At 66.1% G+C, this 22,036-nt stretch carries 18 protein-coding genes; 12 read left to right on the forward strand and 6 right to left on the reverse strand.

Features of this window, described 5'->3' with window-relative positions; genetic code table 11:
- Positions 1-7: 7 nt before the first annotated feature.
- The 3 genes from CXR02_RS20475 to CXR02_RS20485 all read right to left on the reverse strand — a co-directional run bounded on the left by CXR02_RS20475 (position 8) and on the right by CXR02_RS20485 (position 2,978).
- Complete coding sequence (locus tag CXR02_RS20475; RefSeq protein ID WP_104063664.1) at positions 8-2,038, reverse strand: acyl-CoA dehydrogenase family protein; 2,031 nt, start codon at positions 2,036-2,038, stop codon at positions 8-10.
- A 63-nt stretch (positions 2,039-2,101) separates the two neighbouring features.
- Complete coding sequence (locus tag CXR02_RS20480) at positions 2,102-2,401, reverse strand: hypothetical protein (protein WP_104063665.1); 300 nt, start codon at positions 2,399-2,401, stop codon at positions 2,102-2,104.
- Positions 2,402-2,573: 172 nt separating this feature from the next.
- On the reverse strand, positions 2,574-2,978 hold the full coding sequence (locus tag CXR02_RS20485; protein ID WP_104063666.1) for a PepSY domain-containing protein: 405 nt from the start codon (positions 2,976-2,978) through the stop codon (positions 2,574-2,576).
- Positions 2,979-3,129: 151 nt separating this feature from the next.
- On the opposite strand from CXR02_RS20485, the gene CXR02_RS20490 reads away from it, so the two are divergent.
- The 5 genes from CXR02_RS20490 to CXR02_RS20505 all read left to right on the forward strand — a co-directional run bounded on the left by CXR02_RS20490 (position 3,130) and on the right by CXR02_RS20505 (position 10,388).
- Positions 3,130-4,590, forward strand: coding sequence for a DUF3375 family protein (locus CXR02_RS20490; RefSeq protein ID WP_104063667.1), 1,461 nt, complete (start codon positions 3,130-3,132; stop codon positions 4,588-4,590).
- 2 nt (positions 4,591-4,592) lie between these two features.
- Positions 4,593-5,450, forward strand: a complete 858-nt coding sequence (locus CXR02_RS20495) for a DUF4194 domain-containing protein (RefSeq protein WP_104063668.1) — start codon at positions 4,593-4,595, stop codon at positions 5,448-5,450.
- Positions 5,447-8,926, forward strand: a complete 3,480-nt coding sequence (locus tag CXR02_RS20500; RefSeq protein WP_104063669.1) for an ATP-binding protein — start codon at positions 5,447-5,449, stop codon at positions 8,924-8,926. Before CXR02_RS20495 ends, CXR02_RS20500 begins: the two co-directional genes overlap by 4 nt.
- A gap of 287 nt (positions 8,927-9,213) precedes the next feature.
- Entirely contained in the window at positions 9,214-9,537 is a 324-nt protein-coding gene (locus tag CXR02_RS22685) for a helix-turn-helix domain-containing protein (RefSeq protein ID WP_219816466.1), read from the forward strand.
- A gap of 50 nt (positions 9,538-9,587) precedes the next feature.
- Positions 9,588-10,388 carry an IS3 family transposase gene (locus CXR02_RS20505; protein WP_258061151.1) on the forward strand — a complete coding sequence of 267 codons (801 nt, stop codon included), beginning with the start codon at positions 9,588-9,590 and terminating at the stop codon, positions 10,386-10,388.
- A 96-nt stretch (positions 10,389-10,484) separates the two neighbouring features.
- On the opposite strand, the gene CXR02_RS20510 is transcribed toward CXR02_RS20505, so the two are convergent.
- Both CXR02_RS20510 and CXR02_RS20515 read right to left on the reverse strand, forming a co-directional pair.
- Positions 10,485-11,030: a TetR/AcrR family transcriptional regulator gene (locus CXR02_RS20510; protein ID WP_104063670.1), complete on the reverse strand. Its 546-nt coding sequence runs from the start codon at positions 11,028-11,030 to the stop codon at positions 10,485-10,487.
- Positions 11,027-13,009 (reverse strand): MFS transporter, encoded by a 1,983-nt coding sequence (locus tag CXR02_RS20515; protein WP_104063671.1) that lies wholly within the window; start codon positions 13,007-13,009, stop codon positions 11,027-11,029. The genes CXR02_RS20510 and CXR02_RS20515 overlap by 4 nt, the downstream gene beginning before the upstream one ends.
- A gap of 211 nt (positions 13,010-13,220) precedes the next feature.
- Between CXR02_RS20515 and CXR02_RS20520 the strand changes: the two genes are divergently transcribed.
- From CXR02_RS20520 to CXR02_RS20540, 5 genes are all read left to right on the forward strand, one after another.
- A complete protein-coding gene (locus CXR02_RS20520) occupies positions 13,221-14,312 on the forward strand; it encodes an iron-siderophore ABC transporter substrate-binding protein (RefSeq protein WP_104063672.1) in 1,092 nt (363 codons plus the stop codon).
- Positions 14,313-14,322: 10 nt separating this feature from the next.
- Complete coding sequence (locus CXR02_RS20525; RefSeq protein WP_104063673.1) at positions 14,323-15,429, forward strand: iron ABC transporter permease; 1,107 nt, start codon at positions 14,323-14,325, stop codon at positions 15,427-15,429.
- Positions 15,430-15,551: 122 nt separating this feature from the next.
- Entirely contained in the window at positions 15,552-16,535 is a 984-nt protein-coding gene (locus tag CXR02_RS20530; protein ID WP_104063684.1) for an iron chelate uptake ABC transporter family permease subunit, read from the forward strand.
- Position 16,536: 1 nt separating this feature from the next.
- The gene (locus CXR02_RS20535; RefSeq protein WP_104063674.1) at positions 16,537-17,352 is read left to right on the forward strand and encodes an ABC transporter ATP-binding protein; all 816 of its coding nucleotides are present in this window, start codon (positions 16,537-16,539) and stop codon (positions 17,350-17,352) included.
- Positions 17,349-18,389, forward strand: coding sequence for a siderophore-interacting protein (locus tag CXR02_RS20540; RefSeq protein ID WP_104063675.1), 1,041 nt, complete (start codon positions 17,349-17,351; stop codon positions 18,387-18,389). The genes CXR02_RS20535 and CXR02_RS20540 overlap by 4 nt, the downstream gene beginning before the upstream one ends.
- A 137-nt stretch (positions 18,390-18,526) precedes the next feature.
- On the opposite strand, the gene CXR02_RS22690 is transcribed toward CXR02_RS20540, so the two are convergent.
- Complete coding sequence (locus CXR02_RS22690; protein ID WP_146072576.1) at positions 18,527-19,456, reverse strand: glycoside hydrolase family 16 protein; 930 nt, start codon at positions 19,454-19,456, stop codon at positions 18,527-18,529.
- Positions 19,457-19,859: 403 nt separating this feature from the next.
- Between CXR02_RS22690 and CXR02_RS20555 the strand changes: the two genes are divergently transcribed.
- Complete coding sequence (locus tag CXR02_RS20555; RefSeq protein WP_104063686.1) at positions 19,860-20,723, forward strand: SGNH/GDSL hydrolase family protein; 864 nt, start codon at positions 19,860-19,862, stop codon at positions 20,721-20,723.
- Positions 20,724-20,944: 221 nt separating this feature from the next.
- The gene (locus CXR02_RS20560) at positions 20,945-22,036 is read left to right on the forward strand and encodes an extracellular solute-binding protein (RefSeq protein ID WP_104063676.1); all 1,092 of its coding nucleotides are present in this window, start codon (positions 20,945-20,947) and stop codon (positions 22,034-22,036) included.

Raw genomic sequence — 22,036 nt, forward strand, 5'->3', positions numbered from 1 at the left:
TGAGTTGCTAGCGGTACTTCCGGTGCAGGTTCTCCTTGGTGGACGCCCCCGGCGTGGCATCGGCGATCCACGGACCGGTGCCCTCCGACTGATCCAGTACGCCCGCCTCAAGCCAGGTGTAATCCCCGGCCAGGACCTTGCGGGAGAGGATATGGTCGCCGTCGTCGGTGTTCCGCCACAGCTGGTCAAAGTACTCGTCAATCCGGACGCGGGCCTGCTCGCAATATGCCTCTGCCAGTTCGTAGGCACTGGCGGCATGTTCGGGCGTGGTGCGAAGGATCATTTCGGCCCGGGAACAGCAGGCGGCCATGGCAAACAGCTCGGCGCCGATGTCCACCACCCGGCCCAGGAACGCCTGCTTGTACTCCAGCTTCGCCTGCCAGCGCCCCATGCCGTAGAACGTCTGGCGGGCCAGCCGGCGCGAGGACCGCTCCACGAAGCGCAGCTGCTTGGCCAGCCTGCCGAAGTCGCTGTAGGACCGGGGGTCCATTCCGGCGCCGGCCACCAGTTTGGGCAGCCAGCGGGCATAAAAACCTGAAGCCCCGACGGCGGCCCTCGCCTTGTCCTGGAGGCTCGCGTCCACGGACGCAAGGTCGCCCGCGGCGGCCAGGTGGGCGTCCACGGCTTCCCGGGCGATGAGGAGTTTCATGATCTCCGAGGAGCCCTCGAAGATCCGGTTGATCCGGAGGTCGCGCAGCTGCTGCTCGGCCGGAACCGCGCGTTCTCCCCGGGCTTCCAAGGACTCCGCCGTCTCGAAGCCACGGCCGCCGCGGATCTGGACCAGTTCGTCGGCGATCCGGTAGCTGATCTCGGAGGACCACAGCTTGGCCAGGGCAGCCTCGATCCGCACGTCCTTCTGCCCGGCGTCGGCGAGTTCCGCGGACAGTTCGAAGACGGCGTCCAGGGCGAAGGCGGTCGCGGCGATAAAGGCGATCTTCTTGCCCACGGCCTCGTGCTTGCCCACCGGCTGGCCCCACTGGGTGCGGGCGTTGGACCATTCCCGGGCGATCTTCAGGCTCCAGCGGCCGGACGCTACGCACAACGCCGGCAGGGAAAGCCGGCCCGTGTTCAGCGTGGTGAGGGCGATCTTCAGGCCCTGGCCCTCGCGGCCCAGCCTGTTTGCTGCAGGCACCCGCACCTGGTGGAAGCGGGTGACGCCGTTTTCGATCCCACGCAGCCCCATAAACGTGTTGCGGTTCTCCACGGTGATGCCGGGGGAGTCCATTTCCACCACAAAGGCGCTGATACCGCCCTTATGTTCGGTGCCGTCCGCATCGGTGTGGGCCGGCACCACGGCCATCACCACCACCAGCTCGGCGATCACACCGTTGGTGGTCCAAAGTTTCACGCCGTCCAGGACGTAACTCCCGCCGTCGTCCGTGGGAACGGCGGTGCTGCCCATCCGGGCGGGATCGCTGCCCACGTCCGGTTCCGTCAGGAGGAAAGCCGTGATGGCGCCGGCGGCGCAGCGCGGCAGGTACTCGCGTTTCTGGTCCGCCGTGCCAAAGACCTTCACGGGCTCGGGGACGCCGATGGACTGGTGGGCGGAGATCAGGGCGCCAATGCTCGGGTGGACGCTGCCGAGCAGCGCCAGGGCCCGGCCGTAGTAGACCAGGGACAAGCCGAGTCCGCCGTACTCCTGCGGGATTTTCATGCCAAAGACGCCCAGGCCCGCCAGGCCCTGGAGGTACTCGTCCGGGATCCGGGCCTCGCGTTCGATCACGCGCCCGGACATGGTGCGGGCGTACGCGGTGAGGCGCTCCATGAAGGCCTCACCGCGTTCCACGTCATCGGCTTTTGCCTTCGGCCAGGGGTGGATGAGGCTGAGGTCGAAATTCCCCAGGTAGAGTCCCTTGGCGAAGCTGGGCCGGTCCCAGTCGAGTTCGCGGGAGGCTTCAGCAAGTGCCCGGGCGTCCGCCGCGGTGGCTTCGGGCCCGATATTGGCCGCGGCGACGGGGACTTCGGCGTCCGGGGCATCCGTGGCAGGCACTTCGGCGGCAGGTGGGTTCGTGGCGGGACTGTCAGTGGCGAAGCTCATGGGGTATCTCCTCTGACCGGGATGGCCGGCTCAAGCCATGGATCCGCCGGGTTGGAGAACCCTTCAGCTGTCTCTCAACATTACCCGCGGGTAGCTTCCAGTGCTAGGGGATGGCTGGCCCTGGAAGTCCCCCGGGGATCCGGTGGAGGCGTGGTGGACCAGTCTGTCCCAGCCGCTGTTGATCCCGTGGACCACCGTCAGCAGCGTGGTGGAGACGAGGAACCAGGCGAACTTGCCTACCCCAACCAGGACCAGGGCCAGGAAGCCAGCTGTCAGGACGAAGGCCACCAGGACCAGGCCAAACACCAGGGTTCCGATGAACACCATGGTGGCCGTCTCCACTGCACTTAAGTCGAACTGCATTGTTCCCCCTGCTGCGCCGTTGCCTCGGTTGAGATCAGTAGCATGAGCGTAGGGGGTGCTTAGGCGTCCCAGCCAGACCTGCCCCGCCGTCACGGCGGGTTGATGCGGGATCGCAATGCTACCGGGACGTAGGTCACGGAGCGGTCGCGGAAGTCACTGTCCGCGCTTGCGTTTAATCGTCGTCGAACTCCGGGGCGGCCTGGTTCAGGACCGCGAAGTCGGCGCCGAGCCCCACTTCAACCTGGGAACCGTTGTCCAGCCTGACTTCAACCTCGTACGCGACGTTCCCGTCATTTTCCCGTTCCACCTCGATGACACTGCCCTGGCCCACCCTGGCCAATGCGGCGTTCGCGGCCTGGTCATGGTCCGCAGTGTTAAGTGGTGCCAGATTGGAATCGTCGTCCCGCTCGGGCCCCGGGACGGTGGACACCGGCACTGACCGGTCGACGTTGACCCCGATCTTGCTCAAGGGCTGATCTCCGCTGGTCCCGGTGCTCGCGGCGACCGCCACTGTCGCGCCACCCAGAATGACTGCCGCAACCGCCAGACCGGTGGTCAGTACAGCTTTTTCACGCATGACAAACTCCTCTCAGGTGATCTAAACAGTGTGCTCCCGCGGCCAGCAAGGTACAACGATTATTCGGTCGCGGGGCCTGCGTTAACCTTGTAGTTGGCAGTTTTCGCGATCCGCGCTGCCCAACCATCCCCCAGCAGCTGAAGGAGAGCGCGTGCCCCGCTCCGCCAGGTCATCCGCTGACGCGATCAGTGCCCGGCTCCGGGACCTCGAACTCCTCACGAAGGGACCCGCCTGGGCCCTGACGCGCTCGGCGCCCTGGGTGATCGCGGTGCTGCAGGCATCCTTTACCCGCACCCGTCCGCAGCTTCCGCTCGAGGAGTTCCACGCCGACGTCGACTCCTTCCTTGAGCAGCTCCGGCGCCAGGAACCCGGGCCGGGCGGTGCCGCCATCGGCACGTCGTCCGGCAGGAACTATGCGGACGAGTGGACGCGCAAGCATTTCCTGACCCGCCGCAACCAGTCGGGGCAGATCGTTTACGAGGTGACCGAGCCGGCCGCCCGCGTGCTTGCATTCCTGGACAGCCTCTCCAGCGAGCGGTCCACGCTGAACGGTTCCCGGCTAGGCACGCTCCTGGGCGACGTGGAGAAGCTGGCCAACGAGACCAATCCGGACCAGAGTGCCCGGCTGGAATCCCTGGAGGACGAGATCGGGGAACGGCAGCAGCTGATCCAGGACATCAGCTCCGGCGACTTTGACGGCCTGCTGGACGACGATGAAGCGGTGGAAGCCGCCGGGAACATCCTGGACCTCGCCGCGAGCCTGCCCGCCGACTACAAAAAGATGCGCGACCGCATCGAGGAACTGGTGGGCGAGCTGCGCAACCAGATCATCGAGGAGTCGCTGAGCAAAGGCGCCACCATGGCGCAGGTGCTCGACGCGGACAAGCGGCTGCGGCAGAGCCCCGAGGGCAGGACCTTCCGCTCCTTCACCGCGTTCCTGGAAGACCCGCAGCAGCAGCTCCGGTTCCGGTCGGCCATCGGTGAGGTCCTCAGCCGGCAGTTCGCCGACGACCTTTCGCCGGAGGACCGCGAGACGCTCAAGAACCTGGTGGCCGAGCTCCGCCACCAGCACAGCCAGATCCAGCGGATCTACGGCAAGCTCAGCGAAAGCCTGAACACTTACGTCCAGAGCGACGACTTCCGCCAGTCCGTCCGTCTCCGGAAGGTGCTGCGCGAGGCCGAGCAGGCCATCAGGTCCCTGCCGTATGAACGCGAACGGCCGGGCATGGTCCGCGGTCCGGTGCTGTTCAACGCCGGGTTCGAATCGCTGGCCATGGTCAAGCTCTACGACCCGGACGAGTTCGCCGTTCCGCCCAAGCTGGCTGACCCCATCGCCTTCAGCGACTCAGACCGGGTGCGCTCGCTAAGGACGGGCAAAGCACGTCCCGACGCCATCCGGGCCGCCGTGGCCGGCGCGTCCACCCTGGCCGAGGCCTGGGGGCAGCTGCCGCCGGAGGAACAGCACATCAACTCCATCCGCGCACTCCTCTCGCATGCCCTCCAGGATGGCGCGGCCTTTGACCGCGACGCCTGGGACGGCCTGGACTACGAACAGATCGACGGCACCACCCGCACGGCGTACCTGCCGGTGGTCACCCTCAAGAAGGATTGACGATGACTGAAGAAATTACGACGGCGGCACCTGACGTTGAGGAGGCCGCACCGGCGGTTGAGCCCGAGATCCAAGGGATTTCGACAGGCTCAATCACCAGGGGTGCCGGAGTTACGCCCCGGGACACGTTTGTGGACGGCGCAGCACTGTTTCCCGGCGACACCGGCGTGCTCTCGATGAAGGTGCGCCAGGCGCTGGTCAAGCTGCTTAAGGGCCCGTACGTTGACGGCGGCCGCGACGAGAAGCTGTGGACCACGCTGCTGGACAATCAGATCATCCTGCGCAGCCGCCTGTCCGAGCTGTTCCTGACCCTGCAGCTGGACCACGAGCGCAAGATCGCCGTCCTGCGCCCGGTGGATCCTGAGGCCATCGGCGGCAGTAGCCGGTCGAGCATCCTGCGCCAACAGCGTGCGCTGAGCCGGGTGGAGACCATCGTGCTGCTCCGCCTGCGGATGCTCTTGGACCGCCATGTCACGGCCCAGACCGATGCCACCATCACCCGCGAGGAAATCGCCGACCTCGTGGCCCACTACCAGCCCGCCGGCCAGCAGGACGCGCTGCGTGATTCGGACGTGGTCACCCGGGCCATCACCAAGCTCCTGGCCCGCCAGCTGCTCCTCACCACGGGCCTGGATGACGTCTACACCATCTCCAACGCCCTCCCGCTGGCCCTCCCCTTCGAAAACATCGGCGACATCCCCGCCCAAATCGAAGCCCTGGTAGCAGCCACCACAGACCCAACAGGCACAGAAGCACTGATAGAGCTCGACGCCCCGGTGGTTGAGCCTGTCGAAACCGAGGATGAAGACACCGACGACTCCGCGGTAGCCTCGACCACCGAAACGGAGGAAGCCAAGTGAGCATCGCAACAATGCTGCCGCTGGGCGATCTCACGAACCCCGGCCAGATGCGCCTGGCGTTGGTGCAGGTGGTCAACTGGGGCACGTTCCATGGGGCGCACACGATGCACGTGGACCGGAACGGAACCCTGCTGACGGGCAACTCGGGTGTGGGCAAGTCCACGCTATTTGACGCCATGCTGCGGGTGTTCGATGCCCGGCCGCGCTCCAACGAGGCCGCGGCCCAGCGTGCCGGCGGTGCTGTGGAGGACAAGAGGACCACCTTCACGTATATGCGCGGCAAGGTGGGCGACAAGGCGGTGGGCGAAGGCTCGGCCAGCGCGTTCCAGCGCCCCGGTGCCACCTGGTCCGCCGTCGCCCTGACGTTTGATAACGCCGCGGGCACCCGGATCACGGTGTCCGCACTGTTCGACCTGCCCAAAAACGGCACGGAGTCCAGCGTTGGGCGTTTCTACGTGATCGACAGCAAGCCGCTGGACCTGCCGGCCATCGAGGACATCGCGGACAAGCGCTTCACCAGGGCTGCGCTGGAGACGCTCTTCCCGGACGCCCAGGTCTTCGATGTCCACAAGGCCTTCGCGGAGCGTTTCCGCCGCCTCCTGGGCATCAGTTCGGACCAGGCTCTGCCCCTGCTGCGCGTGATCCAGGCCGGCAAGGGCCTGGGCGGCAGCGTCAACACCTTCTTCCGCGACCAGGTCCTGGACGCCCCCGCCACCCTCGCCGCGGCCGATGACGTGGTGGAGGAATTCAGCAACCTCATGTCCATCCGGCAGCGGCTGGAGGACGTGCGGCAGCAGCGGGACCAGCTGGCCCCCGTGCCCGGCCTGAACAAGGAATACGCGCAGTCGCTCCTGGACGCAAACCGGCTCCGTGAGCTGTCCGGCGAGGAGTTCGAAGCGTACAAGCAGCAGCTCGCCGTCACCGTGCACCGGAAGACGCTGGCCCGGTTCAAGGAGCTGGCCCAGGCGAAAGCCAAGGAGCTGGGCGCGGAACGCTCGGTCCGCGACGGGCTGGCCAAGGAACTGCGCCAGCTGGAGACCGAGTACAACAACCAGGGCGGCAACGCGATCTCCGCGATCGAGCAGTCGCTGGACAACGCCAAGGTGGGTCTGCGGCTGCGCGAGCAGGTGGAGGAAGCGGCCCGCAAGGCCCTGTCCGACGCTGGCCTGCAGCTGGAGTGGACCGCTGACGGTTGGGAACAGGCCCATGAGCAGGCTGCCGCCAGGTCGGCCGAGCTCAAAGACGACTCGCAGGCCCTGCAGGAGCTCCGCTTCGAAGCCTTCGACGGCCACGCCACCAAGAAGCGTGAGCTGGCGGCAGCCCAGCAGGAGCTGCTGTCCCTGAAGACGCGCAAGTCCCTGCTGCCGCCGTCGAGCATTGAAAACCGTGCGGCCATCGCCGCGGCCACCGGCGTTCCTGAGGACCGGATGCCGTTCGGCGGCGAGCTGATGGACCTCGCCGAGGGGGAGGAACGCTGGCGGCCGGCCGCGGAGCGTGCCCTCCGGAACCTCGCCACCACGTTGCTGGTCCCCGGCGAACATTTCGCCGCGGTGACCCGGTACCTGAACGACAACAAAGTACGTGGCGCCCTGCGCGCGGTGGACGTATCCAAGCCGCTCGCGGGCGGCGCCCTCGCCGTGGAGGACGCGCGCGACGGCGATCTGCTCACCAAGCTGGACATCCTCGCCAGCGGCGCGGTGGCGGACGCCGGGGAATGGATCCGGGAGCGGATCGCCCTCGATTTCGCCTACCCGTGCGTCGAGGACCCCAACGAGCTGGCCACACTGGACAAGGGCCTGAGCCTGGGAGGTGTGGTCAAACGCAACCGGCACACGGTGGAGAAGGACGACCGTTTCACCAGCCGCCAGGACTACGTGCTCGGGTTCGACAACGCCGCCAAGCTGGAACTTGTGGCTGCCCAGGTGGAGGACCTGCAGCAGGAACTCGCCAAGGCCGCCGAGCTGGCGCAGAGCCGTGAAGAGTCGCACCAGGGCATGAGCCGGCAGCTCGATGCCCTCCGCCGGATCGCGGAGGACCACCGGCCCTGGGAACAGGTGTCCGCTGCCGTCGCCGCCGATGAACTCACCCGGATTGAACAGCGGCTCAAGGATGCCCTCGCGGCCCAGGCCGACCTGGAACCGCTGCGGGCCAACATCGAAACGGCGCGGCAGAAACACCAAGCCAGCACCGAAGCCGCAGCAGTCCTGCAGAGCGAATACAAGGCCCTGGACCGGCAGCTGAGCGCTGCCGATTCGCTGCTGGAAGCCGCGCGTGCCCGCCTCGAGCAGGCGCCGCCGTCGGACGCCACCGTGACCGCGCTGGAACCGTACTTCACCGACTTCGGCGACGTCAGCGAGATGCATGAGCTGGACAACCTGGGCAACCGCGTCAGGACGGCGCTGCTCGGGGAGCTGCACGCCGCCGAGACGCGCGGTCAGGCAACCTCCGAGCGGCTGACCCGGATCTTCGAGGGCTTTGTGCGCGAGTGGGGCTCCGCGATCTCCGCGGACCACGGCACCTCCATCGGTGCGGCCGGGGAGTTCGAAGGCCGCTACCACGCCATCATCAGCGACGGCCTGCCCGCCCAGGAGTCCGAGTTTCGGCAGTTTTTCAACCAGCGCACGCATGAATCGTTCAGCACGCTGCTGCACCTGCTGGACGAGGAGCGGCGGTCCATCACCAGCCGCATCCTGCCGCTCAACGGCATCCTGTCCGAGGTCAACTTCCATGAGGGCAGCTTCCTGGAACTGGACATCAAGCAGACCCTGCCGGCCACGGCCAAGCAGTTCAAGGACGCCATCCAGAACGCGCTGAAGGCCCGGCACGCGCGCCCCGCCCGCGCCGGATCCGGCCCGGGTTCCGGCCCGGAAAGCGGGGGAGGCGACGACGCCGAGCTCACTGCCCGGTACAAGACCCTCGAAACGCTCGTAAAGCGGCTGGGCTCGCCCACCCCGGAAGACCGGCGCTGGCGCGCCGAAGTGCTGGACGTCCGCGGGCACCTGTTTATCCAGTGCAAGGAGCACCGGGAGGTGACCGGGCCGGCGTCGGGCAGGAAGGGCGGCGGCAAGCGGACCGACGTTTACATGCACGCCGACACCGGCTCCATGTCCGGCGGCGAGCGGCAGCGTTTCACCGCGTTCATCATGGCCGCGGCGCTGAGCTACCAGCTGGGCATCGCCGAGCAGGGGTTCACTACTTACGGCACCGTGATGATGGACGAGGCGTTCGTGCTGGCCTCGGAGGAGTTCGCCGGCGCCGGGATCAAGGCGCTGCACGAATTCGGATTCCAGCTGCTGCTGGCCGCTCCGGAGAACGTGATCGACCTGTCCCGGCATCTGGGCTCGGTGACGGAGATCCTGCGGGACAAGCGCACCAACCGCTCCGGCGTGCTCACCGCCCCGGTGATCCGGCCCAGGCCCGGCGCGGAAGGCCAGTGGCGGTCCGAGGCGAACCCCGTGGACATCGTGCTCCGCTGACCCGGACGCTCTCTCACTTACTGCACGTTTTCCCCGAACGCTCTCTCACTTTCCTCAAGAAAAGTGAACTGCTCCCCGGAAGTTGGACTGAGAAATTCAGTTCCGACTTCCGGGGAGCAGTTTTTATGCATGCACGTAGTTCATTGTCTGAGGCTCAGCGCGAGGCGGCTGTAGCGTTGTTTGAGAAGGGCGTCGGGTACCGGGCGGCGACTAAGTCGCTCGATGCGCCGTGGGTACCGGTCAGGGCACTGTATGGGCGGTGGAGGATTCATGGGCAAGGAGTGCTGGTGAGCAGGCCGCTGAGGTCATACTCGTTCGAGTTCAAGCTCGCCTTGGTCGAGCGGTTCCTCGCCGGCGAGTCCGGCCCGGATCTGGCGGTGGAGGCCGGCTTGTCCTCGCGTGAGCTGCTGCAAAAGTGGGTCCGGGCGTATCGGCTCGAGGGTCAGGACGGGTTGCGGCCAAAGCCCAAAGGCAGACCGCGGAAACCCGATTCCCCGCCACCAGCGGAACTGCCCGAGCTTGAGCGCTTGCGGCGGGAGAACGAACGGCTGCGCGCTGAGGTGGCGTACCTGGGAAAACTGCGGGCCTTGAGGGAACAGGAACGACGGTAAAGGTTCAAGCCGTCGTTTCCCTCAAGGCCGACTATCCCCTCCCGGTCCTGCTGGACGTTGCCGGGCTGGCCAGATCCACGTTCTTCTATCACCAGCCCCGGCTCCAGGCGCCGGACCCGAAAGAGAAGCTCAAAGCCGCGGTCACGGAGATCTTTGAGACGAACCATGGCCGGTACGGGCACCGCCGCATTCACATGGAGCTGGTCAAGCAAGGATGGACGGTCGCGAAGAAGACCGTGCTGAAGCTGATGCAGGCTCTCGGGTTGGCCTGCAAGGTCCGGCGCAGGAAGCGCTACAACTCCTACCGGGACGAACAGGGCGCGGTAGCGCCCAACGTGCTGAACCGCGAGTTCGACGCTGACGGACCGAACCAGAAGTGGGTTACCGATGTGACGGAGTTCAGCGTCGGCGACCGGAAACTCTACCTCTCACCGGTCATGGACCTCTTCGACCGGCAGATCATTTCGTACTCGCTGGGCTTCTCGCCGAACCTGGCCCTCACCAACGATTCCCTCCGTGAGGCCCTGACCTGCCTGCAGCCCGGTCAGCAGCCGCTGGTGCACTCGGACCAAGGTTTCCAATACCGCCACGCGTCTTGGCGGACCCTGATCGCGGACGCCGGCGGGGTCCAATCAATGTCCCGCAAGGGCAATTGCTACGACAACGCCGTCATGGAGAACTTCTTCGGCCACCTCAAGGAAGAACTCTTCCACCGCGTCCAATTCCTCAACACCGACGCACTGGCAGCTGCAATCGAGGAATACATCCACTGGTACAACACCAAAAGAATCTCAACAAAGCTCAAGGGCCTAAGCCCGGTGCAATACCGTGCCCAGGCCCTCGCAGCTTAGGATCCTATTTGGCCAGTCCAACTTCTCGGGACCAGTTCACTTTCCTCAAGAAAGTGGGAGAGCGTTGGTCGTTTTCCTACATTAGTGAGAGAGCGTCTACCCGGCAGCCGTGCAGGCGTCGATCTGGGCCTGGACGATTGCGCCGTAGTGCCCCACCAGCTCGTCAAATTCCCAGCCGTCGAAGAGGTCCAGGGTGCGGACTGTCTCGCCGAAGCCGGTCATCAGGGCCACCACGGTGGAGGCGAACCGGCGCTCCGGCGTCGTATCCCCGATGAGCCGGGCGGTGGTGGCGAGGTACCGTTCGCGGATATCTGTCCGGGCAGCCTCGGGGTCGGGCGAGTCCAGCACGGCGAACGGGATGGTGGCCCACGGCTCCTGCGTTCCGCGCTCCCGGCGCATCAGCACGCGGAACACCAGGGCCCTGCCGAGTTCCGACGTCGGGACCTGCAGTTCGGCGAGCTGCGACTCGTCGGGCCGGACCGCGGCATAGAGCTTTTCCTTGGAGACGAAGAGTTTCATGACCAGGGTCGCCGAAACGCCCGCGTCCGCGGCTATGTCCCGCACCGTGACGGCGCGGTAGCCGCGTTCCCCGAAAAGCCGCCCGGCGGCGCTGAAGATCGCGTCGTGGCTGCGGCTGCTCATGCGCCCACCGGCTCCATGGACTTTTCCTCCACACGCGGCGCGGCGAGATCAACGGTGACGGAGCGGTTGTCCACCGCGAGCTTCCTCGCCATGGCCTGATGCGTCGCCGGATCAACCATGCTAACGACGTAGCGGCCGGCGAGGGGCAGCGGAAACGCATACGCGCCGTCGTCGTCCGAAAGGGTGGTGTGCACGTAACCCCCGCTTGCCTCAAGGAGCGTCACCACGGCGCCGGCCACAGCCGCGCTTCCGGCCGTGACCAGTCCGCTGATCTCCAGCCGGTCCCGAAGCAGGAAGTTCTGGTGCCGGGTGCGGCCGTCGAAGTCGAAGACCTCGGCCATCGGCGCCCAGCCTGCCGCATTGGTCACCATGAGGTACTTCCCGGCTCCGGGGAGGGCCACCGAATAATTGCCTTCCGTATCCACCCGGCTCCAGTCCACCGGCTCGCCGGCGGTCTGAAGTACGGTCACGACGGCGGGAGTGACTGGGCGGTTGTCCGGTGCAAGGACGCGGCCCTGCACCACGATTTCGGCGGTGTTGACGGAGACAGCGGTGTCAGCTGCGGAGGGCCGGCGGGCTGCCGTGGCCTTCGGGATGAAGACCGTGGCCGCCACCGATGCTGCCGCTGCCAGCGCGGCCAGCCAGAACACGTCCTTGAAGGCATCGAAGGACGGAAGCTGCACGGCCCCCACCGTCATGCTGACCGAGGTCAGGACCGCGGCAACCGCTGCGCTCGACGTCGAGGTGCCGATGGACCGGACCAGGCTGTTCAGCCCGTTGGCCGAGGCCGTCTCGGTGATCGGCACCACGCCCATGATCAGTGTGGGCATGGCCGCGTAGGCGATTGCGGTTCCCACGCTGACAACGGTTGAACCGATGATCACCCATGCGATGGAGTCGTAGAAGAAGACGCGGCTCACGTAGCCCACAATCATCACGACGGCGCCGGCGATCAGCGCAGACTTACCGCCGAAGACGCGGATGATACGTCCGGAAACAGGCGCGAAAATCACCATCGCGAGCCCGGAGGGGACCATACACAGCCCTGCGGTGATGACGTTCAGCCCGAAACCGTAGCCCGTGGCGGCAGGCAGCTGGAGCTGCTGGGTGGTGAGGAGCATGTTGGCGAACATGGCGAAGCCGATGAGCAGCGAGGCCACGTTGGTCATGAGCACCGGCCTGCGGCCCGATGTCCGCAGGTCAACCATCGGCTGGCTGACTTTCAGCTCGTACGGGACCCAAGCAGCCAGGAGTATTGCGGCCGTGAGGAACAGCAGCAGCACCGGCTCCGAGCCCCAGCCCCACGCGCCACCCTTGGAGATCGCCAGCAGCAGGGCAGCCAGGGCTGCGGAGAGCACCAGCGCCCCTGCGTAATCGAAGCGCCCGGGTGTGCGGACCTTGGATTCCGGGACCACCAGGGCCACGGCAACAAGCAGCAGTGCGCCCGCGGCAGCGGACACCCAGAAGATCGAGGCCCACCCCAGGCTCTCGTACAGCACCCCGGCCAGGGGCAGGCCCATGGCGCTGCCGATTCCCAGGGTGGCGCTCATCAAGGCAACGGCGGAGCCCATCTTCTCCTTGGGCAGCTCATCGCGCATGATGCTGATGCCCACCGGAATCAGGGCAGATGCGAAGCCCTGGAGCGTCCTGCCGATGACCAGCCACAGGAAGGATCCGCCAACCGCGGCAATGACCGAGCCGGCCACCATGATTGCCAGGCAAACCACCATCATCTTGCGTTTGCCGTACATGTCCGCGCTGCGGGACACGATGGGTGTTGCCACGGCGCTCGCGAGCAGGGTGGCCGTCACCAGCCAGGAGGCGTCGTCGGCGGTGATACCCAGGATCCGGGGGAAATCCGGCAGGAGCGGCACTACGAGTGTTTGCATGAGGGCCACCACCGTGCCGCTGAGGGCAAGTACGGCGGTGATGGCGGACGGGGACGGGCCCCGTTTGGTGTTGGCGTTGGAACGCGGCATCAGGTGCTTTCAGGTGTGGACTGGGATGGGGCACGCGGCAAGGTGAACGCGTGTTTACCCCTTGAGAGTGAACCATCGTTCACCCCCTGCCGGCAATGACCTGGCGCTATATATTGCGTCACATGATCAATTACGCAATAGAAAGCTTTTCTAATTACGAGCAGGCTAGGCTACCCTTACTTAGGTTCGCATCATTCACCTAAGGAGCTCCGTGACTTCCCCCCTCTTCTCCGGCCCGAGAGCCACCCGCCGCACGCTGTTCAAGTCAGCCGGCAAGGCAACGGCCGTTCTGGCCGCCGCGGCACTCACACTGTCCGCCTGCTCCACCGGCCCCGCGTCCTCCACCTCGGACGCCAGCAGCTCCAGCTCCAGCAGCTCGCAGTTCCCGGTCACCATCAAGCACGCCTTCGGTGAAACCACCGTCAAGGAACAGCCCAAGCGCGTAGTCACCGTTTCCTGGGTCAACGACGACGTTGCCCTTGCCCTCGGCGTGGTCCCGGTGGGAGTCCCCAAGAACGAATGGGGCGGCAACGAGCAGGGCTCCACGCCGTGGAAGGACGCGGCGCTGAAGGAACTCGGCGCGAGCTTCGGTTCCGACAAGGCTCCGGTCCAGTTCTCCGAGGCCGACGGCATCAACTTCACCGAGATCGCCAAGCTCACCCCGGACGTCATCCTGGCTGCCTACTCCGGCCTTACCGAAGAGGACTACAAGAAGCTCAGCGAGATCGCCCCCGTGGTGGCGCACCCCGAGGTTGCCTATGGAACCTCATGGCAGGATTCCACCTCCATCATCGGCAAGGCCCTGGGCAAGGAGGCTGAGGCGACCAAGCTCATCGCCGACACTGAGGCCACAGTCAAGACGGAAGCTGCCAAGTACCCGCAGATCGCCGGCAAGAGCTTCATCTACGGTTACACCGATCCCGCAGACCTCACCGCCACGGGCTTCTACACCGCCAATGACAACCGTCCGAAGTTCCTGTCAGCCATCGGGATGAAACTGGCCCCGGTCGCGGAGAAGGCTTCCGCCGGCTCCAAGGACTTCTTCGTGCCGTGGGCTGCCGAGAAGGCCAACGAACTTGAGGCCGATATCTTCCTAAGCTCGGTTGAGGATGCCGCGACCGCTGATGCCGTCAAGGCCGACCCCCTGCTGGGCCAGGTTCCGGCCATCAAGAACGGCGCGTTCGTTGCCGATGCGGACAAGAGCCTGGTCCTGGCAATCTCCGCCTCCTCGCCGCTGAGCCTGCCGTGGGCGCTGGACACGTTCCTCCCGCAGCTCGCCACCGCCGCAGATGCAGTGAAGTAGGCACCGCTCCATGACGGAAAGTACGACGACGGCGGGCACCGAGGAACGACGTCTCGGCGCTTTGGTGACGCGAAGGGGCCGAGAGCTCACCCCTCGGAGCCCTGACGCCGCCCGCCCGCGCTTCAGAACCAGGCAGGTTGCCTGGCTGCTGGCCGCCGTCGTCGTACTTTCTTTGTTAGCCGCCGCTTCCCTGGCCATCGGCGCCCGCGGGCTTTCCGTGGCCACCGTGTGGCAGGCCATCACCCAGTTCGATCCCGCCAACGGCGACCACGCTGTGGTCCACGCGCGCATCCCCCGCACTGTCCTGGGAATCCTCGTTGGCGGTGCCCTGGGCCTGGCCGGCGCCGCCATGCAGGGCGTTGCCCGCAATCCGCTGGCAGATCCGGGCATCATGGGCGTCAACGCCGGGGCCGCGCTGGCCGTGGTGACCGGCATCTATCTTTTCGGCGTCACCTCCCTCAGCGGCTACATCTGGTTCGCCTTCATCGGCGCCGGCGCCGCCGCCGTCGTGGTTTACCTTGTTGCGTCCATGGGCAGGGACGGTGCGACGCCGGTCAAGCTCGCCCTCGCCGGCGCCGCGCTCAGCGCCGGGCTCTATTCCCTGATGAGCGTCATCCTCGTCTCCAGCCAGGACACCCTGGACCGCTTCCGCTTCTGGCAGGTGGGCGGAATCTCCGGCCGCGACTGGGCCGTTGTGCTCCCGGGCCTGCCGTTCCTGGCCGTAGGTGCGCTCATCATCCTGGCCACCGGCCGCATCCTGAACAGCCTGGCTCTCGGCGATGACATCGCCCGCGGCCTCGGCCAGCGTGTGGGCCTGACGCGTGCAGTGACAGCTTTGGGCATCGTGCTGCTGTGCGGCTCCGCGACTGCATTGGCAGGGCCCATCGGATTTGTTGGCCTGGTCATTCCGCACGCGGTCCGCTCACTCACCGGCCCCGACTACCGCTGGATCCTGCCGTTCTCCCTGGTCCTCGCGCCGGCACTTTTGCTTGGCGCGGACATTATCGGCCGCGTTGTGCTGCTTCCCGGCGAGGTCCCGGCCGGCATCATGACCGCACTCGTGGGTGCGCCCGTCTTCGTCTGGCTCATCCGCCGTGGCAAGGGAGCCGGATTGTGAACCTCGTCGAAACCAAACCCCCCGTTGACCTATCACTTCCGGTTGCCAAAACCGGGTCTAAGCGACCAAAACTGATAGCGCAACACTGGCGGACCGCCTTCCTCGCCCTCGGCGTCGTGGTTATGTTCGCCATCTATGTGCTGCTGGGCAGCTACACCGTGACCGTCCCGGACTTTTTCAAGATCCTCATCGGACATCTGACCGGCGGCGAGAGAATCCCGGGCGCAAGCTTCATTGTCATGGAGAACAAGCTGCCGCGGGCCGTCATCGGCGTGATGATCGGCGCCGCGTTCGGCCTGTCCGGCGGCCTGTTCCAGACCATGCTCCGCAACCCGCTGGCCAGCCCGGACGTGATCGGCATCAGCTACGGAGCCAGCGCGGCCGCGGTCACCGCCATCGTGATCTTCGGCGCCACCGGTCCCGCCGTGTCCGGGGCGGCACTTGGCGGCGCGCTGGGCATCGCAGCGCTGATCTACGCCATCTCCCGCGGTCCGTCATTGGGCTCCGGCGGCGGCACCCGGGGGAACGCCGCGGGTAACCGGCTGATTCTGGCCGGTGTGGGCATCGCCGCCGCCCTGCATGCGGTGGTCAACTTCATGATGACCCGTGCGGACATCCGCACGGCAGCCGACGCACTCGTCTGGCTCAACGGCTCCCTCAACTCCGCCAACTGGGACCGGGCGGGCATGCTCTCCTTGGCGCTGCTGGTCCTGGTCCCCGCCGTCATCGCCCTTGCCGGGCCGCTGCGCATCCTGGAACTCGGCGACGACGCCGCGGCCGGGCTGGGCATCCGCGTCGGGTTCACGCGCCTCGCCGTGGTGGTCACCGCCGTCGCACTGGCCGCAGTGGCGACGGCGGCTGCCGGGCCGGTCTCGTTCGTCGCCTTCCTGGCCGGTCCCATCGCCCGGCGCTTCACCCGTAAAGCCAGCCTCCCGGCGTCGGCCCTGGTGGGTGCGCTGATTGTCCTCACCGCCGACTACGTCGCGGCCAACCTCGCCCCCTTGCTGCTGGACGGCACCGTGCTGCCCGTCGGTGTTATCACCGGCGCGCTCGGTGCCCCGTTCCTGCTGTGGCTTCTGGTCACGGCCAACCGAAAGGATGCCTGACATGGCCGTTCTCAGCGCCCAGGACCTCACCCTCAAATACGACCAGCGCTGCGTGGTGGACGGCCTCACGGCGGAAATCCCCGAGGGCAAGGTGACTATGATTGTGGGCGCCAACGCCTGCGGCAAGTCCACGCTCCTCCGTGGCCTGTCCCGCCTCCTTAAGCCCGCCTCCGGCACGGTGACCCTGGACGGCAAGGACATCCACGCCCGCCCGGCCCGTGAATTGGCGCGCACCCTGGGGCTCCTCCCGCAGCACCCCACGGCGCCGGACGGCATCGCTGTCCGCGACCTCGTGGGCCGCGGCCGGTATCCGCACCAGGGCTTCTTCCGCAGCTGGAGCACCGAGGACGACGCCGCCGTGCAGCGCGCGCTCGAAGCGACGGAAACGCTGGAACTCGCTGAGCGGAACGTCGATGAACTGTCCGGCGGCCAGCGCCAGCGCGTCTGGATCGCCATGGCGCTCGCCCAGGAAACCGACGTGCTCCTGCTGGACGAACCCACCACATATCTGGACCTGGCGCACCAGGTGGAAGTCCTGGACCTGGTCACGGATCTGAACCGCAAGCGCGGCACCACCGTGGCCATCGTCCTGCACGACCTGAACCTGGCGGCACGCTACGCGGACCATGTCATCGCCATGAAGGGCGGCGAGATCGTGGCCCTGGGTGACCCCATAACTGTTGTCACCGAAAAGCTGGTCCGCGACGTTTTCGGCCTTGAGTCCCGGGTGATTCCCGATCCCGTCTCGGGCACACCCCTGATCATCCCCATCGGCCGCCACCACACCGCCGCAACCGAACTGGAGCTCGTTTCATGAAGACCCGCGACATCGCCGCCACCGAGCCCATGACCCTGGCTTTCGAGGTGACCGTTTCCTCGGTGCAGGAGCTGAGCCCCAACTTCCGCCGGATCACCTTCGGCGGCTACTCGCTGCGGGACTTCGGCGTGAACGGAGATACGCTCGACCTGCGGATCAAACTGATGATCCCTTCCCTGGCGTCCGACGGCACAAAGCTGCCCCTGCCGGTCTTCGAAATGGCGCAGGCCGGCTGGTACCGGGAATGGCTGGCCATGGACCCCGCCGTACGCGGCTCCATGCGCACGTACACGGTCCGCCAGTCCCGGCTTGATGCCGTTTATCCGGAAATTGACGTCGACTTCGTGATGCACTTCGACGCCGACGGCCACGGCGGTCCCGCCGCGAACTGGGCCCAGAACGCCCAGCCGGGCGACGCCATCACTATCATCGGCCCCAACAGCCGAGCCGCCCAGTGCTACACCGCCGAGGTCTACGGTGGCATCGAGTGGCGGCCCGGAATGGCCCAGCGTGTCCTTCTCGCCGGCGATGAAACCGCCATCCCCGCTATCTCCGCCATCCTCGATAGCCTGCCGTCCTACATGACCGGCCACGCCCTCCTGGAAGTACCGGAAGCGGGCGACTTCCTCGACCTCAAGACGGACGCCGACATCGACATCACCTGGCTTGCCCGCGGCGCCGCCATTGGCCGCTCACGCCCGCACGGCGAGCTGCTGCAGCAGGCAGTGCGCACTGCAATTCCCGTTCCCGGCTGGGTGGGCATCAAAGCGTCCGACGCCGGCGCGGGCCCGGAGCCCGAAGACGTCAATGTGGACGTGGACATCCTCTGGGAGACCCCCGCGCGGATGGAGACAGCCGAAATCGAGGCCACCAAGAACCCCGACATGCCTGCCGGCGCCATGCCTTTCTACGCCTGGATCGCCGGTGAGGCTGCAGTCATCAAGGACATGCGGCGGTACCTGGTGCGGGACGTGGGGATCGACCGGAAGCAGGTTGCCTTCATGGGGTACTGGCGCCAGGGTAAGGCCGAGGTCTAGCCGAGCGCTTCTGGCCCTTCCCCTGCCACCGGGATCTTGATGAATCATCACCTTAACGAACCACGGTCGTTGCCACTCCCGAAAAGTCAGGGTGTTGCAACGACCGCTGGAACTCGCCAGGTCCCGGTGGGTCTGTCTTACTTGTAGACGCGGACCCAGTCGACCTGCATCTGCGAGGGCTTGGTGGCGGAGCCGTCCGGGAACCAATCCAGCTGCAATGTCTGCTTCATGGCGACAGAGGGCTGGTGCGCAGGGTTCGGGTCAGTGAAGGTCTTTACTCCGTCGACGTATCCGCTGATGCCGGCCGGGGTCCACTCCACCGCGTAGTTGTGCCACTGTGTGCTATCGACGGGCGTCGCCGCTGTGGTCTGGAAATCCGCTCCACCACAGGCGTAGTGCAGGAAGAACCTCATCACGGAGGTGACTGAGCTGCCCTCGGCATAATCGATCTCGGCACAGTTCGGGGCAGCGTTGTTGTTAAGGATCAGGACCGGGTGGTATTTCGGGTCCCGTGAATTGGTTTTCATGCGCGTTTCCCAGCGGCCATACCTTTGTTCCGCGAACTTTGCCGACATCCCGCCCGTGGTGCCGGCTGCGTCTCCGCTGACGGTGGCCACGCCGTTGGCAACCGACCAAGCCTGGGGACTGCGCAGGCCTTTGCCGGCATGCCCAGCACTGTTATAGACACTCCATTTTGTCCGGTCCGGTGCGCCGGTGTAGGAGAATTCGTCGCCCGTCAGGACCGGGCCCCAACCGAAGGCGGCAGCTGCCTGCGCACCGTCACCCGTCGTGGCGAGAGCCTGGCCGGCTGCGGGCCCCGGCTGGGCCGGGGCCGGGGCAGCGGCAAGCGCGGGCGCCGGCGGCGCTACGGCTGCCGCCGGGGCTGCCTCCGCCGAAGCGGGGGTCTGGCCGCTGCTCGAAGCCGTGGGCGCCGGAGACGCTGCGGCTGAAGACGCCGTGGCTGCGGCAGTGGGGGCTGGAGTGGACGCGCGGCCAGCCGAGGATGGGGCAGAGGCCCCATTGGTCGTAGGGGCTAGGCTGCATCCTGTCAGGGACAAAGCACCCATGGTGGTTATGATGGCTATTTTCTTGAACAAGATACCTCCGGGCTAGGACTGGAAGAAACTACTGATGCACTTGAGACGATGAAAGTGCGGAAAGCATCCTTGGGCCCCTTGGCAGGGCCGGAGCTAGCAGGCGCCGAAGGGGCGCATCGGGGGTCCAGTGATCGGGCGCCCGGGGCCCTGCATTGGGGCCAGCCGCCAACGTTACCTGATCGTGACCATAGGTCGCAAAAATGTGACAAAGGCTGAGCAGCTGCCGATGATCAGAGGCGGCGGCTTGATGGACACGCCTAGCACGCGGCACTGCAAACGCGCCCCCACACTCTGCCCCTGGGTCGCAACCTTTCTGCACGTCCTGTTGCTGTCCGTTTACCTTGGCGTTTCTTTGGCCGGTTACTTTCAGTGGATGGGTTCTAATCCTTTACTCTCGGACCGTGAGGGCCGGCGGGTGTTTGTTGCTTTGGGGGACTCGTTTACAGAAGGTGTTGGGGACCGGGATGAGCGGCTGCCCAACGGCGTCCGGGGGTGGGCTGACCGGGTGGCGGAGAAACTGGCCAAGGCTGAGCCGGGGTGGGAATATGCCAACCTTGCCATCAGGAGCAAGCGCCTGCGTCACGTCATCACCGAGCAGCTGGAACCGGCGCTGGCCATGAAGCCCACGCTGATCACGCTGTACGCCGGCGGAAACGACATCCTGGACATCGGAACGGACATGGCTGCCCTGATGGACGAGTACGAGGACCTCGTGGCGCGACTGGCCGGGACCGGGGCCACGGTGGTCCTTTTCACCGGCTTCGACGTCAAAGTCTCGGCCGTTCTGGAGCTGCTGAAGAAGCGGAACACGGTCTACAACCAGCGCGTCCGCGAGGTCTCTGTGAAATACGGGACGGTCCTGGTGGATTACTGGTGCCTGGATGCCTTCCATGACCGGCGGATGTGGGACTCGGACCGCCTCCACATGTCCAAAGCGGGCCACAAGTACCTGGCCGGGCAGGTGCTGGACCAGCTCGGGGTGCCCCACAAAATCCGGCTCAAGGACTGGGACCCACCGGAGCGGCTCAGCCTCCGGGAGTGGGAACAGCGGCAGCGGCGTTGGGTTAACGACTGGGTGCTGCCGCTTTTTGGCCGCAAAATCAGGGGCGTCACCCTCGGGGATGCACTGGCGCCGCGCTGGCCGGAACCCGTCAGGGTGCCGCGGAAGCGCGGGCTGAAGAAGCTGATGGACCGGGACGCGGTGCTCAAGAACAGCCCGAAAGCAAGTGGTTTGTAAACAGCTGTTGACTTGTGTGCAACATCACAGATACTGTTGCGGCACTGACGACGACTCAACGCGTCAGCTCTAGTCCGCTCAGCGCTGTGTGGGCCGTTCGGGGCGTGAACCGCCGCCGTCGGGATGCCAGCGTGAACGCGGAATCCCCAACCTGCCCCTTCGGCACACGGCGTCCTTTGGCGTGCGCCGGGAGGGCCCCAGCCTTGAGAGGCACCACCGCGATGACTGACAGTTCCCTTCATTTTGACCGCAGGAAACTCCTGAAAGCAGCAGCGTTGACCCCATTTGCAGGCCTGGCACTGTCCGGCTGCGGGGCAAAGCCCGCCGATAGCGCGGCAGCCAACAAGACAGTCACGGTCACCTCCTACGGCGGCTCCTACAATGACCAGCTGACCCAGACGATTCTGGACCCCTTCTCCAAGCAGTCGGGGATCCAGACCACGCTGCTGGCCAACACCAGCCTGGCCGCACTCAAGGCCCAGGTGCAGTCCGGGGACGTGCAGTGGGACCTCGTGGAAATCACCGCCCCGGAGTACGAAACGGCCGTGGCAGAAGGCCTCCTGGAGCCGTTCGACTACGACATCATCAGCGACAAGGGCCTGCCCGGGTACGCCAAGGCGGAGTACGGCATCAAGTACCTGAGCTTCCTGTTCGTGATGGCCTGGGACCAGAAGGCCATCCCCGATGCGCAGGCCCCCAAGGACTGGGCGCAGTTCTTCGACCAGGGCAAGTACGATACCAAGCGCTCGGTCTACAACCAGCTCTCGGACAGCTCCGTGCTGGAGGCCGCACTCCTGGCCGACGGCGTGCCGTTCGACCAGATCTACCCGCTCGACGTCGACCGGGCCCTGCGCGTGCTGGGCCACCACCCCGGCAAGGACCGCCTGCTTTACCACGCGGCCAACCAGGAGCCCATCCAGCAGCTCACCTCGGGCGAGGTCTCGCTGTCCACGAGCTTCAACAACCGCATCAACGCGGCCCGCAATGACGGCGCCAAGCTGAACTTCAGCGCGGAAAACGCAGTCCTGGCCGGCGACTACTTCGTGGTGCCGAAGGGGGCCAAGAACAAGGAAGCCGCCTTCAAACTGATGAACTTCATGTCCAACGACGCCGAGGCCGGCGCTGCCTTCGACACGGTCACCAACCTGACCCTGGCCAACACCGCGGCGCTGTCCAAGCTGCCCAAGGAGGTCGCAGACACCCTGCCCACCAGCCCGCGCCTGGCCGACAAGATCCTGGTCCGTGACGACAAATGGTGGTCGGAGAACCTGAAGAAGACCGAGCAGCAGTTCAAGCTGTGGCAGGCCAGCTGA

Origin of the sequence: Arthrobacter sp. 4R501 (assembly GCF_002929755.1) — a bacterium.
GTDB lineage: Bacteria > Actinomycetota > Actinomycetes > Actinomycetales > Micrococcaceae > Arthrobacter.